Genomic DNA, 14059 nt, shown 5'->3' on the forward strand with positions numbered 1-14059 from the left:
TTCATATGAATGTGTCAATCACTCTAATTATAGGTTTAATAAGTATATAAAACAAGTTATCAAAAAAAGAAAAAGACAGTGAGAAACCGTCTATTTTTCCATTTCAATTTAGGAAAAACTATTTTTCTTCGCTATGTTCAAGTACTTTTTTCATTTTCTTAACAAATTTCCTACGTGGCATGAGGACACTGTGATCACAACCGAGACATTTAATCCGTATATCCATACCCATACGGATAATTCGCCAACGATTTTCACCACATGGGTGTGGTTTTTTCATTTCGACGATATCATTTAACATAAATTGCTTATCAAGCATCCATATCTTCCTCCCTATTACATTTTAAACGACTTTTATATAAATTTTCAGTAAACATATGTAGTATGCATATACGCCTTATATCTATTAATAATATGCTTTATCTTTATAAATGTAAAGCTGTGATGATGATACGCTTCAGTAGAATAAAAGTCGTGTCAAAACATATAGATTTAAAATTCCATATACAGGATATGTGTAATGAATCAATGCTCCAAAACCAATAGCTGTCATAGGAATCATGGTACAAAGTGTTAAACTAACAATAACGCCTGTTTCAAGAGAAGTATGTCTTCTAATTCGTGATATAATTCCTATCATTCCTGCTGCAGCTGTTGTTAAAATCGCAAACCATAATAATAACGACATCAATATATTTAATGACATTGAATATTTTTGTAACATAATAAATAGAGGTATATCATTTAAAGTCAGCTCATGGGCAATATGTATTAAATTATTATTATATAGATAAGATATGCTACCTAATATAAGCGCACTTCCTAAACTTGCAAGCCAAATCTCTCCTTTTGATCCGATTTGTTGACCGATTGCCCCGAGCACTGCAATGAGTGGTATCATATTTAATGCTGTAAAAGGAAAAGCTTGTAACCAATTAGATTGGTTTGTCCAAAATGGAAGAAAAGGAATCTGTTCATCAATAGAAAATAGGATAAGAACGTAAACTAGAGCAATAATTAATATTGGAATTAAGATGAAGTTAATCATCAATGTATGATGGATACCTTTATAAAATAACATGATGAGAACAATTGTCAAAAAAATAATCCCGATCGAGTAAGGTAAATCGAATACTTGTCCAGTTACACCACTTCCAGCTAACATAACAATCGTTGTCGTATATAAATAAAAGAAAATCATGCCATCATAGAATATAACGAGTCTTTTTCCAACTATCTCCTCCAATACAGGTCGATAATCAGATGTTTGCTTATTAAAACTAATTATCATAATTGTAAACGTAGCAATAAAGAAGCAAATAGCAAATAATATGATGGCCAACTCACTTTCCGGTCCGAAAAACTCCCATAACTCCCTACCAGAAGCATAACCTGCACCGATGGTTGTCCCTATAATGAGAAACATCCATTTCATTCCTGCTCTTATCATTTTTATCCCCCAACACGTCTTTCATATCATGTATAAAATTCATAAAAATACCGTATACTTTAACAATATGATTATGGAGGATAAGCTATGAATCAAAGTTTACACAATCATTACCATAAACAACATCGTTCTCTACGCGTTCATTATACTCAACCATATGCAAGTCAACTATTAGCCCAACAACTTTTGAATTGGTTACCACATACACCACATGATTATGTTATCGCTTGTGTCGGAACAGATCGTTCAACTGGAGATGCTTTAGGTCCATTTGTCGGTACTTATTTAAAAAAAAGACGTTTAAATCAAATGACAGTATACGGTACACTTCAAGACCCTATTCATGCAATAAATTTAAGAGAATCTATTTATCATATTAAACAATCACATCAACGTCCATTTATTATTGCTGTTGATGCTTCTTTAGGAAAAAAGACATCAATTGGACAACTTGTTGTTAAAAAAGGCGCCTTAAAACCAGGTGCCGCTCTAAATAAAATGCTTCCATCCATCGGAGACTTACATATAGCCGGGATTGTCAATGTCGGTGGTTTTATGGAATACAATGTTTTACAAAACACTCGCCTTGCTCTTGTCGTTGAAATGGCCAAAACAATAGCAAACGCAATTAACAAGCTTGACCAACAATTGACATATACACCCTCCTCGTATCCCCAATCATTTAAATAGCCATCCTTTAACAACTAAAGGATGGCTTCACAATCTACTTAAAAATGTTTCACGTGAAACATTTTTATCATACACTTTCCATCATATTAATAATTCGATTTAAATCATCATCCGTATAAAATTCGATTTCTATTTTCCCTTTCCGCTTCCCTCTTTGTATCGTCACAGCTGTTCCAAATTTTTCTCGTAAAACAGATTCTTGGGCGACGATAAATGGATCTTTCGCTTGCTTCTTAGTTTTCTTATGTTGTTTTTCATTTAATTCCGCAATCATTCGCTCAACTTGACGAACATTTAGCTTTTCTTTAACAATTTTTTGGGCCAGTGGTATCACTTGTTCTTTATCTTTTAATCCGAGTAAAGCGCGCCCATGTCCCATTGAAAGTTCACCATTGTTAATTTTTGCAGTAACCGCTTTAGGCAATGCAAGTAAACGAACCATATTCGCAATATGTGAACGACTTTTACCAAGTCTTTTTGATAATTCTTCTTGCGTTATTTGAAGGTTTTCAATCAATGATTGATATGCTTCAGCTTCTTCTATTGGTGTAAGGTCTTCACGTTGCAAGTTTTCTAATAAGGCTAGCTCCATCATACGTTCATCAGACATTTCCTTCACGATGACAGGTACTGTGCTTAGACCCGCTTCTTTAGCAGCTCGATACCGCCGTTCACCAACAACAATTTCATAACCTTTAATACTTTTACGAACGATCAGTGGCTGGATAATTCCATATTCAAGAATTGACTCCTTTAATTCTTCAATCGCGTCTGCTTCAAACCTTTTCCGAGGTTGATATGGGTTAGGTCGACATTCTGTAACAGCTACTTCTTGAATTGATTCTTCATCCTTTTGTTCGACATCTTGAAAAAGGGCATCCAATCCTCTACCCAACCTTCTTGTCACTATTCACCACTTCCCTTGCTAATTCAAGATAAACTTCTGCTCCACGGGATTTAGGATCATAGACAGTAATCGGTTTGCCATGACTTGGGGCTTCACCTAAGCGAACATTGCGTGGAATGATTGATTGATATACTTTATCTTGAAAATATTTTTTAACTTCTTCAATCACTTGAATACCTAAGTTAGTCCGTGCATCCAACATCGTTAACAATACACCTTCTATCATTAATGATGTATTTAAATGTTTTTGGACTAGACGAATCGTGTTTAACAATTGACTTAATCCTTCTAATGCATAATATTCACATTGTACTGGAATCAATACAGAATCAGATGCTGTTAAAGCATTAATCGTCAAAATTCCTAATGATGGTGGACAATCTATAATTATGTAATCATATTCGGATTTCAGTTCTTCTAATGCCTTTTTAAGACGTATTTCACGTGAAATAATTGGTACAAGCTCTATTTCTGCACCAGCTAGTTGGATGGTAGCAGGAATAACATCTAAATTGTCAATTTCAGTAGGAAATAACACTTCCTTAGCAGATACTTCGTCGATCAATACATTATAAACACATTTTGCTGCATCTGCCTTGTTAATACCGACACCACTTGTCGCATTTCCCTGAGGATCAATATCCACAAGTAATACTCGATAACCTAATTTAGCTAAACTAGCACTTAAATTTACTGATGTCGTCGTCTTCCCTACGCCACCTTTCTGATTAGCGATGGAAATAATCTTTCCCATAATTACACCTACCTGTTTTGTTTGAATAACACTTTTCTTGCTCGCATTTCCTCGCAAAAAAATATTACTTCCTCTATTCTATCATTTTTTCACTAGATAAACAGCGAATTTACCTAATAGAATTATATTCATGAATAAGACTTAACAATTTTGGTAAATGACTGCATTTCATGCAAAAGTTAACCATTGTCATCTACTTACTTTAATGATATTAACTACCCTATCTACTTAATAAGTCAAAAAACATATTTTAGTTTAGTAAAATAAAAAAGCCTTTCGATATAAAGGCTTTTTAAAAAATAAATAAATATAATATATGATTACTTTTTTGGTATTTTTATCGTGATTTGATAGTAGTCTTCTAATTCTTCTTCATTTGATTCTACATCAATACCAGTCTCTGAAACCATTGTTAATGATTGACGTATTGTATTCATCGCAATACGTACGTCTTTACTAATTCCTTTTAGTCTCGGACGTCGTTTCGTTTTTTTCTTTTTTGGTTCTAATAATTCGCTTACTTTTTCTTCAGTTTGCTTTACATTTAATTGTTGCTCAATAATTTCATTTAATAGATTAACTTGGGTTTCTGCGTTTTGTAATTTAATTAACGCTCTTGCATGACGTTCTGTTATTTTTTTTGCTAATAAGGCTTGATGTACTTCTTCTGGTAAATTTAACAGGCGCAGCTTATTTGCTATTGTTGATTGACTCTTACCTAACCGTTGTGCCAAAGCCTCTTGGGTTAAATCATGAAGTTCTAAAAGCTTAGCATAAGCAACAGCTTCTTCAATAACTGTCAATTCTTCACGTTGTAAGTTCTCTATCAATGCAACGGAAGCAGTTTGTGTATCATTCATATCACGGATGATTGCCGGTACATTTTCCCACTCTAACGTTTGAACAGCACGCCATCTTCGTTCACCCGCTATCAGCTCAAATTGATTTTCATCTAGCTTTCTTACAACAATCGGCTGAATCATTCCATGTGTATGTATCGTTTGAGCAAGTTCACGGATCTTTTCTTCATCGAATAATGTCCGTGGTTGGAATCGATTAGGTTGAATTTGGTTGACAGGAAGTTCAATCACTTCATCAGGACGGTATACAATCGACTCTTCTTCGGATTTATCTTTCATACCAAAGAGACGGTTGAAAGGTTGCAACACGTTTCACCCCACCTTTTTATAATTCATTGTAACATTTTACGGTTCGATCTATATATCAATATCATTATTAGTTAGATCCACCTATTTCATTTCATATATGCCATAGAGGTTATCATTCATTGAACGATTAGCGTGATGTATATATAAACACCCAAATGTTTCACGTGAAACATTTATTGGATGGAACATCTTTCTTATTGACCACATATTACCATAATATCATATTTTAGCATGTTATCCATAGAGAACAAATGTGTTTCTATCTCGTTTATTTAAACGCGTAACAGACTCATCAAAACATTATAGCACGTATGTTCTCGTTATTCAATTGGTGTTCGGTTTGGTGTCCCTGGCTTTCGAGGATATTTCTTTGGTGTCGATTTTACTTTATCAATACATATTATCGTTCTTTCACTACCTTCTTTAGGCAGGGTGAATAAATATGTTTCTTTTACCTGTCCTCCTAGAACGCGTATTGCTTTTTCGGCATTTAATAATTCTTCTTCTCCTTGTGCGCCTTTCATCGCAATAAAAAGACCATTTATCTTCACTAAAGGTAAGCATAATTCACTTAGAACAGACATTCTGGCAACTGCTCTTGCTAAAACAACGTCGAAGGTTTCGCGGAATTGTTTGTTTTTCCCAAAATTTTCTGCACGGTCATGATAAAAATACACATTCTCTAATTCGAGTTTTGTTGCTAAGTGGTTTAAAAATCCAATGCGCTTCTTTAAGGAATCTACAATTGTCATTTCTAAATGTGGGTAGCATATTTTTAATGGAATGCTCGGAAAACCTGCTCCCGCTCCTACATCACAGATTTTTTCTTCTTTATTAAAGTCGTGATAAAAAGCAACGGAAATAGAATCATAAAAATGTTTTAAATATACCTCTTCTTTTTCAGTAATAGCCGTTAAATTCATTTTTTCATTCCAATCGACTAATGTACGATAATAAATAGAAAATTGTTCGAGTTGCTCATCTGTTAGAGCAATGCCTTTTTCCATAAGAGCTTGCTTAAACTGTTCACGATTCATGAATGTCATCCTTTTTATGTATTTTGATTAAAAACCGACGTTAAAAGTCGGTTTTTAATCTAATGAGCAAGTTTAGCAATTTTACCTTGTTCAATATAAACGAGTAAGATTGATATATCAGATGGGTTGACTCCAGAAATTCTTGATGCCTGCCCGACAGAAAGTGGACGCACTTGTTTAAGTTTCTCCTTAGCTTCTGTCGCAATCCCACTAATTTTGTCGTAATCAATATTTTCTGGTATTAATTTTCCTTCCATTTTTTTCATTCGTTCAACTTGTTCATATGTTTTCTTAATATAACCTTCATACTTAATTTGAATCTCTACTTGTTCTTTTACTTCATCTGGTAAATTTCGTTTTTCTATCACGGTTTCTAATAACTCGTATGTCACTTCTGGACGTTTTAATAAATCATAAGCACGAACAGCATCTTTCAGTAAAGATCCATTTACTGATTTGAGCATTTCTTGTACAGAATCAGTCGGTTTGACAATCATTTTATAAAGTCTTTCTTTCTCTTCTTTTACGAGTTGTTTCTTATTAAGAAATTTTTGATAACGTTCTTCAGAAATAAGGCCTAATTGATATCCAAGTTCTGTTAACCGTAAATCTGCATTATCATGTCGCAGCAACAAGCGGTATTCAGCACGTGATGTGAGTAGTCGGTAAGGTTCACGTGTTCCTTTTGTGACAAGATCATCGATAAGTACACCGATATAGGCTTGTGAGCGATCAAGTATAACAGGTTCTTTACCGAAGATCTTTCGTGTTGCATTAATACCAGCCATAATTCCTTGGGCAGCCGCTTCTTCGTAACCAGATGTCCCGTTTATTTGGCCAGCGGTATAAAGACCTGATATTTTTTTCGTTTCTAACGTTGGCCAAAGTTGTGTTGGAACTAACGCATCATACTCAATCGCATAGCCTGGTCGCATAATTTCAGCATTTTCTAATCCTTCTACAGAACGAACGATATCATGTTGTAGAGATTCTGGTAGAGATGTTGATAATCCTTGAACATAATATTCTTCCGTATGTCGTCCTTCTGGTTCTAGAAAAACTTGATGACGCGGCTTATCATGAAAGCGAACGATTTTGTCTTCAATAGACGGACAATATCTTGGACCTGTACCGCGTTTAGCACCAGAGTACATGGCGGATAAAGTAAGATTATCATTAATAATCTGATGTGTCTGTTGATTCGTATGAGTTAACCAGCATGGCATTTGATCTGTTATATAATCAGTCGTTTCATATGAAAAGCCTCTTGGTTTCTCGTCACCTGGTTGAATTTCAGTTTTTGAATAATCAATTGTCCGACCATTGACACGAGGTGGTGTACCCGTTTTAAAACGCGTTAATTGAAAACCGAGCTCTTCAAGATTCTCTGATAACTTAACAGATACTCGTTGGTTATTTGGACCACTTTCATATTCCAAGTCACCCATTAATACTTTTCCACGCATAAATGTCCCTGTCGTAATAATGACAGCTTTCGCATAATAAGCGGCTTTTGTTTCGGTAATGACCCCTTTACAAATGCCATCTTCTACAATTAATTCATTTACCATTGCTTGCCGAAGAGTAATGTTTTCTTCTTTCTCAATAATATGTTTCATTTTTTGAACATAAACAGGTTTATCGGCCTGTGCCCTTAGTGCTTGAACTGCGGGACCTTTTCGCGTATTAAGCATACGCATTTGAATATGAGCTTGGTCAATAACTTTACCCATAACCCCACCGAGAGCATCAATTTCACGCACAACGATGCCTTTAGCTGGTCCACCAAGTGAAGGGTTACATGGCATAAAGGCGATCATATCTAGATTTAAAGTAAGCATAAGGGTCTTTGCACCCATACGTGCTGCTGCTAATCCCGCTTCTACTCCGGCATGACCCGAACCAACTACAATCACATCGTAATGGCCTGCATCATATGTCATTTTGTTTCATCCTTCCTATACAGTTTTTATCTAAATCCATTTTGTAAATATATCATCTTTGAAACGGTATAACACAAAATAATATCGCTCGCTTCAAATCTGTAAGAGATGTTTTTTTGTTTAACATCTTAAAACGTACATTTGTCCCTCTAAAGAAAAGCATGATGAGATCAATTCACTTATTTTCCTAAACAAAATTGCGAAAATAGTTGGTCAATCAATGCTTCACTCGCAGTATCTCCAATGATTTCACCTAAGAGTTCCCACGTTCGGGTAATATCGATTTGGACGATATCAAGCGGCATTCCCATATCCAAACTTGCTTTTGCATCTTCCAATGCTTTTTTAGCTTGTTTCAAAAGCTGGATATGACGGGCATTTGATACGTAAGTCATATCATCTGATTCAATATCACCTCTAAAAAACAGATCACGAATCGCCTCTTCCAATGCGTCGATTCCTTCTTCTTTTATTAAAGATGTTGTAATAACAGGATGACCTTTCGCTAATTCCTTCACTTCATTTAAATCTAAATACTGTTCTAAATCTGTTTTATTAACGATGACAATATATTCTAACCCTTCGACTGCTTTAAATAAATGCCGATCATCATCTGTTAATGGTTCATGATAATTTAAAACGAGTAAAACTAAGTCAGATTGTTTTAACACTTGATGTGATCGTTCTACCCCAATTTTTTCGACGATATCCTCAGTCTCACGTATACCAGCCGTATCTACTAAACGTAAAGGAACACCACGAACATTTACATATTCTTCAATAATATCACGTGTTGTACCTGGGATATCTGTTACAATTGCTTTATTTTCTTGAACGAGCGTATTCATTAATGAAGATTTACCAACATTCGGTCTTCCTATAATCGCCGTAGACAAACCTTCACGTAAAATTTTCCCTTGTTTTGCCACTTGGAGTAATTGCTCAATTTGTTCACTAACTTTATTCGTCTTTTCACGCATTAACGCATGTGTCATCTCTTCAACATCATCATATTCAGGATAATCAATATTAACCTCTACATGTGCAATGGTCTCGAGCAATTCTTGACGAAATGATTGAATCAATTGTGATAACCGACCATCCATCTGTCTTAAAGCGACACCCATCGCTTTATCTGTCTTCGCTCGTATTAAGTCCATCACAGCTTCAGCTTGTGATAAATCAATACGTCCATTTAAAAAGGCTCGTTTCGTAAACTCACCTGGCTCAGCTAAACGAGCCCCGTTTTCTAAAACAATTTCTAAAACACGATTTACCGCTACAATCCCACCATGTGTATTAATCTCGACAACATCTTCTCGAGTAAATGTTTTAGGAGCACGCATGACTGAAACCATCACTTCATCAATAACCACATCTGACTTAGGCTCAATAACTTTCCCATAATGAATCGTATGTGAGTCAACCTCATGTAAATTTTTACCTTTAAATATCCGATTTGCAATCGTCAATGCCTCTTTACCACTCAACCTTACAATAGATATCGCCCCTTCACCAATCGGTGTCGATATAGCCGCAATTGTATCTGTCTCTATCATCATTACACCTCCTAAAGTATAACTTTATCTATTTATATCTATCATTATTTTTAATCTTCATGGCGTATAGGAAATGAAACGTCTATCATCAGGACTTAAGTAACGCCAAATTTTTAAAAATGCATATTTCATTCCATTTAAAACAAATTTAAACAATCCACAAAAGCGTCCTAAGTAAATAGATTACCATAAAAATGAGCAAAAATAAACTTATCCACAATGGAAATCATAAGTTGTTTTACCAAAAAAATAAAAACGGTTATCCACATGTGAATAACCGTTTTTCCCTTTATGTATTTACAAAAAAAGGATGAACGCTTTACTGCCACGTTCATCCCCTAAAATTGAATTTTTAATTATAAAACAGGTTCAATAATAATATGGCGATGTGGTTCTTTTCCATCAGAAGAGGTTCTAACACCATCTTCGTCTTGTAACGTGGTATGAATAATTTTCCTTTCAAACGCAGGCATCGGCTCTAAAGCTACTTTACGTTTAATCCGCTTCGCCCGTTCAGCCATACGATGCGCTAACTTTTCTAATGTAATGCGACGTCGCTCTCGATAACCTTCTGCATCAAGAATAACTTTGTAATATTTATCGCCACCACGATTGATCGCTAAATGGACTAAATATTGGAGAGCATTCAATGTTTGACCACGTTTTCCAATTAATAAAGCAATTTTTTCACTGCTTAAATTAAAAGTAACTTGTTGATCATCGCGTTCAATATCAATTTTTATATCTGAAACGCCCATATGATGACTGATGGTTTGAATATACTTCTCAGCTTCTATCACCGGATCTTTACGTAATATCACTTTTACGATAGCTGGTTTAGCACCAAATAACCCAAGAATGCCTTTTTTCCCCTCATCAATCACTTCAATTTCAACTTGGTCCTTCGATGTGTTTAACTGCTCTATTGCTGAATGGACCGCTTCTTCAACCGTTTCCCCAGTAGCAGTTACTTGTCTCACTATTCGTCTCCTCCAGTACTAGCATCTTTCATCATAGGCTTATTGATGAAAATTGTCTGTGCAACCATAAATATATTCCCGACAACCCAATATAATGCTAAAGCAGATGGTAAAATAAACGCAAAAATTCCGATCATAATGGGCATGACATAAAGCATCACTTTAAATTGCGGATTATTAGCTGTTGCAGGACTTCCTGCCATCATTAGGCGTTGTTGAAGATATGTCGCACCAGCGACGATAAATGGTAAAATATAGTCTGGCGTCCCTAACTGGAACCAAAGGAAACTCCCTTCCTTAATAGCCGATGTTCTCATAATCGCATGATACATCGCAATAAATATCGGCATTTGAATAAATATCGGTAAACAACCTGCAAGCGGATTAGCGCCGTGTTTCTGAAATAATGCCAATGTTTCTTCTTGTAACTTCTGTTGAGTGTTTGCATCTTTAGATTTATATTTTTCCTGTAGTGCTTTTAATTCTGGTTGAATCTCTTGCATCGCTCTTGAACTTTTAATTTGCTTCACATTTAGTGGTAATAACACTAAGCGTATAATTACTGTCACAATCACGATAGCAAGCCCATAATTCGTTCCAAACAACTCTGCAAAGTAAGTAATTAACGATGACATCGGGTATACAAAGAATTTATTCCAAAATCCAGTACTTTGTGCGGTGATTGGTTCATTTACTTGTGTACATCCTGAAAGTAAAAAGACAAGTCCGATCAATGCCGCAAGTATAAAAATCTTTTTATTACGCAACCTATTTCCTCCTAACTACAACCCCGAGTATAAAAAAATGATTTATTTGTTATTTTATCTGAATTCCATAAGATATTCTATACATAACTATTAAATCTACTTCTTTTTTAACAATTTCTTTTTCCGTAAAAGATGTAAAAGGCTATTTTTAATCTCATGAAACGTCATATTCTTCGTCGGCTGTCTTGCTATTACAATCATATCATACGTATCTTTTATATCATCTTCTAATTCTAGAAATGCTTGACGTAAATAACGTTTAATTTGATTTCGTTTGACTGCATTTCCTATTTTCGTCCCGACTGATAGTCCCACACGAAAGTGTTTTTGTTCTGGTTTTTCCAAATAATATAGAACAAGCTGGCGATTAGCAAATGACTTACCATGTTTAAAAATATGCTGGAATTCCCGATTATCTTTTACGCGGTATGCTTTTTTCATTAGATCACCTTGCTAACCTTTTCTTTAAAAAAGACCACTGACTATTTCAGTGGCCTATGCTGATAAAACTTTTCTTCCTTTACGACGACGACGAGCTAATACTTTTCGGCCGTTTTTAGTACTCATACGTGCACGAAAACCATGAACTCGTTTTCTTTTCCGATTATGTGGTTGATAAGTTCTCTTCATTAATGTTGCACCTCCTCTGAGGAATTCACACTCCGTAAACAGTCTTTGTCATTATACTTAACAATAGAGACTGATGTCAAATTTATTCTCATCTAAATAATAGTACATATCATTCGATATAGATCTACCATCTTTTGAATAGCTATCCATTTATCCACATTTTCTTTTGTATTGTGCACAACTTAATGTTATTATTAAATTTCCAGTTTGATTTATTCACACCCTTTATCGACAAGTTAACCACATATTATAAGGCTGTGAACAATAAATATCTACATCCCGTTTGTTTTGTGGATAAGTATAATTGACCCGTTGCGCATCAAGCTTTATTTTGGTATAATTATGATGTTTTAATCTGTGGGTAACTTGTTTCCAATCATGATTATTCACAGATTGTGGATAAGTTGTGTATATGTTTTTTCACATATGTTAAGTCATTTATCAACAAGTTTGTGGATAATGCGAATATCATCTCACAAACATCCCTTTCTTATCTACATCTCTATAGAAAATTTTACAGTAAAAAAACAAGGCAATATTATGTTTTATATTCGCCTTTCCATCTATTTATTCAATACAAAAATAGATCGGGAGAGGTTTTTTCATCTTATCATATGTAAAAATTGGCAAAATATGATTCTTTCCTTGTTTACTGAGCTTATTTCTATGAAAATCTCTTATGAATAAATTTATAAGGAAGGAGTGCGAACTGTTGGAAAATATTAAGGAACTTTGGGACGTTGTTTTAAACAAAATAGAAGAAAAAGTAAGTAAACCTAGCTATGAAACTTGGTTACAGCATACTGTTGCAGAGAAAATCGAAAATAATACATTGACAGTTATGGCACCGAATGAATTTGCCAAAGACTGGCTAGAAGAACAGTACACTGATCTTATTGCGTCGATAGTAGAAGAAGTCACAGGTTCCCTTTTAAAAATTAAATTTTCTATCCCAGATACATTATCAGATACAGAAAATATTAAATCCGTATCAAAACTTAAACAAGACGAAAAACATTCAAATCATAAAAAAACAATGTTAAACCCTAAATATGTCTTCGATACATTTGTGATTGGATCTGGAAATCGTTTTGCACATGCTGCTTCACTAGCCGTAGCAGAAGCACCAGCTAAAGCTTATAACCCCTTATTCATTTATGGTGGAGTCGGCCTTGGTAAAACACATTTAATGCATGCCATCGGACATTATGTTCGTGAACATAAACCAGATGCTAAAGTCGTCTACTTAACATCCGAGAAGTTTACGAATGAATTTATCAATGCCATTATGGAAAACAAAACATCTGAATTTCGTAATAAATATCGTACGGTCGATGTCTTATTAATTGATGACATCCAATTTATAGCTGGTAAAGAATCAACTCAAGAAGAATTTTTCCATACGTTTAATGCACTACATGAGGAAAATAAACAACTCGTTATTTCTAGTGATCGACCACCTAAAGAAATTCCTACATTAGAAGATCGCTTACGTTCACGTTTCGAATGGGGATTAATTACAGATATCACGCCACCTGATTTAGAGACACGTATTGCTATCTTAAATAAAAAAGCTAAAGCAGAAGGTCTAGATATCCCAAATGAAGTCATGATGTATATTGCAAATCAAATCGATACGAATATTCGCGAACTTGAAGGGGCTTTAATTCGCGTTGTAGCTTATTCATCATTAGTTAATAAAGATATTGATGCAGCGTTAGCAGCCGATGCATTAAAAGATATTATTCCGAGTAAAAAACCGAAAAAAATTACAACGCAAAGCATAATGGAAGTCGTTGGTGAGAAATACAATGTTAAAATAGAAGATTTTCTCGCTAAGAAACGTACTAAATCAATAGCTTTTCCACGACAAATTGCGATGTATCTTTCTAGAGAATTAACAGATTTATCTTTACCAAAAATAGGTGATGAATTTGGTGGACGAGATCATACAACTGTTCTACATGCCCATGACAAAATATCTAAACTTATCATTGACGACACATTATTAAATAAAGAAATTGAAGAAATAATTGAAACGTTAAAGTCAACTTAATATAAAAGCTTTGTGAATATCGTTGACAACTAACCAAACTTATCAACAATCTATCCACATGGGGAAAAGTTTCATTCATCAATGTTTTTTATGCTTATCCACATAATCACAAGGCTT

At 34.6% G+C, this 14059-nt stretch carries 14 protein-coding genes; 2 read left to right on the plus strand and 12 right to left on the minus strand.

Annotation, left to right across the window (positions count from 1 at the left end; translation table 11 throughout):
• Window positions 1–118: 118 nt before the first annotated feature.
• Window positions 119–319: a DUF951 domain-containing protein gene (locus tag HNQ35_RS08475; RefSeq protein ID WP_146937201.1), complete on the minus strand. Its 201-nt coding sequence runs from the start codon at window positions 317–319 to the stop codon at window positions 119–121.
• Between the two features lie 138 nt (window positions 320–457).
• On the minus strand, window positions 458–1450 hold the full coding sequence (locus HNQ35_RS08480; protein WP_146937203.1) for a YkvI family membrane protein: 993 nt from the start codon (window positions 1448–1450) through the stop codon (window positions 458–460).
• 87 nt (window positions 1451–1537) lie between these two features.
• Here HNQ35_RS08480 and yyaC point away from each other — a divergent pair, with 87 nt between their 5' ends.
• Entirely contained in the window at window positions 1538–2140 is a 603-nt protein-coding gene (gene yyaC / locus HNQ35_RS08485; protein ID WP_146937205.1) for a spore protease YyaC, read from the plus strand.
• A 67-nt stretch (window positions 2141–2207) separates the two neighbouring features.
• Here the strand turns inward: yyaC and HNQ35_RS08490 are convergent, their stop codons facing one another.
• The 10 genes from HNQ35_RS08490 to rpmH all read right to left on the minus strand — a co-directional run bounded on the left by HNQ35_RS08490 (window position 2208) and on the right by rpmH (window position 11886).
• Window positions 2208–3047: a ParB/RepB/Spo0J family partition protein gene (locus tag HNQ35_RS08490; RefSeq protein ID WP_146937207.1), complete on the minus strand. Its 840-nt coding sequence runs from the start codon at window positions 3045–3047 to the stop codon at window positions 2208–2210.
• Window positions 3028–3801 carry a ParA family protein gene (locus tag HNQ35_RS08495; RefSeq protein WP_146937209.1) on the minus strand — a complete coding sequence of 258 codons (774 nt, stop codon included), beginning with the start codon at window positions 3799–3801 and terminating at the stop codon, window positions 3028–3030. The genes HNQ35_RS08490 and HNQ35_RS08495 overlap by 20 nt, the downstream gene beginning before the upstream one ends.
• 320 nt (window positions 3802–4121) lie before the next feature.
• Complete coding sequence (gene noc, locus HNQ35_RS08500) at window positions 4122–4970, minus strand: nucleoid occlusion protein (RefSeq protein WP_146937211.1); 849 nt, start codon at window positions 4968–4970, stop codon at window positions 4122–4124.
• A gap of 320 nt (window positions 4971–5290) precedes the next feature.
• A complete protein-coding gene (gene rsmG / locus HNQ35_RS08505) occupies window positions 5291–6007 on the minus strand; it encodes a 16S rRNA (guanine(527)-N(7))-methyltransferase RsmG (protein WP_146937214.1) in 717 nt (238 codons plus the stop codon).
• Window positions 6008–6066: 59 nt separating this feature from the next.
• Entirely contained in the window at window positions 6067–7950 is a 1884-nt protein-coding gene (gene mnmG, locus HNQ35_RS08510; protein WP_146937216.1) for a tRNA uridine-5-carboxymethylaminomethyl(34) synthesis enzyme MnmG, read from the minus strand.
• A gap of 179 nt (window positions 7951–8129) precedes the next feature.
• A complete protein-coding gene (gene mnmE, locus HNQ35_RS08515; RefSeq protein ID WP_221261456.1) occupies window positions 8130–9509 on the minus strand; it encodes a tRNA uridine-5-carboxymethylaminomethyl(34) synthesis GTPase MnmE in 1380 nt (459 codons plus the stop codon).
• A gap of 356 nt (window positions 9510–9865) precedes the next feature.
• Complete coding sequence (gene jag, locus HNQ35_RS08520; protein ID WP_146937218.1) at window positions 9866–10489, minus strand: RNA-binding cell elongation regulator Jag/EloR; 624 nt, start codon at window positions 10487–10489, stop codon at window positions 9866–9868.
• Entirely contained in the window at window positions 10489–11256 is a 768-nt protein-coding gene (spoIIIJ, locus tag HNQ35_RS08525; protein WP_146937220.1) for a YidC family membrane integrase SpoIIIJ, read from the minus strand. Before spoIIIJ ends, jag begins: the two co-directional genes overlap by 1 nt.
• Window positions 11257–11352: 96 nt before the next feature.
• Window positions 11353–11697: a ribonuclease P protein component gene (rnpA, locus tag HNQ35_RS08530; RefSeq protein ID WP_146937222.1), complete on the minus strand. Its 345-nt coding sequence runs from the start codon at window positions 11695–11697 to the stop codon at window positions 11353–11355.
• 54 nt (window positions 11698–11751) lie between these two features.
• Complete coding sequence (gene rpmH / locus HNQ35_RS08535; RefSeq protein WP_146937224.1) at window positions 11752–11886, minus strand: 50S ribosomal protein L34; 135 nt, start codon at window positions 11884–11886, stop codon at window positions 11752–11754.
• Window positions 11887–12598: 712 nt separating this feature from the next.
• Here rpmH and dnaA point away from each other — a divergent pair.
• Entirely contained in the window at window positions 12599–13942 is a 1344-nt protein-coding gene (gene dnaA, locus HNQ35_RS08540) for a chromosomal replication initiator protein DnaA (RefSeq protein WP_146937226.1), read from the plus strand.
• Window positions 13943–14059: the final 117 nt, after the last annotated feature.

Origin of the sequence: Cerasibacillus quisquiliarum, assembly GCF_014202495.1 — a bacterium.
GTDB classification, from domain to species: Bacteria; Bacillota; Bacilli; order Bacillales; family Amphibacillaceae; genus Cerasibacillus; species Cerasibacillus quisquiliarum.

Coding starts and splice junctions, on each gene's coding strand:
- mnmE (WP_221261456.1), bottom strand. CDS start 9,509: ATGATAGAGACAGATACAATTGCGGCTATATCGACACCGATTGGTGAA.
- yyaC (WP_146937205.1), top strand. CDS start 1,538: ATGAATCAAAGTTTACACAATCATTACCATAAACAACATCGTTCTCTA.
- rpmH (WP_146937224.1), bottom strand. CDS start 11,886: ATGAAGAGAACTTATCAACCACATAATCGGAAAAGAAAACGAGTTCAT.
- rnpA (WP_146937222.1), bottom strand. CDS start 11,697: ATGAAAAAAGCATACCGCGTAAAAGATAATCGGGAATTCCAGCATATT.
- HNQ35_RS08480 (WP_146937203.1), bottom strand. CDS start 1,450: ATGATAAGAGCAGGAATGAAATGGATGTTTCTCATTATAGGGACAACC.
- HNQ35_RS08475 (WP_146937201.1), bottom strand. CDS start 319: ATGCTTGATAAGCAATTTATGTTAAATGATATCGTCGAAATGAAAAAA.
- mnmG (WP_146937216.1), bottom strand. CDS start 7,950: ATGACATATGATGCAGGCCATTACGATGTGATTGTAGTTGGTTCGGGT.
- HNQ35_RS08495 (WP_146937209.1), bottom strand. CDS start 3,801: ATGGGAAAGATTATTTCCATCGCTAATCAGAAAGGTGGCGTAGGGAAG.
- rsmG (WP_146937214.1), bottom strand. CDS start 6,007: ATGAATCGTGAACAGTTTAAGCAAGCTCTTATGGAAAAAGGCATTGCT.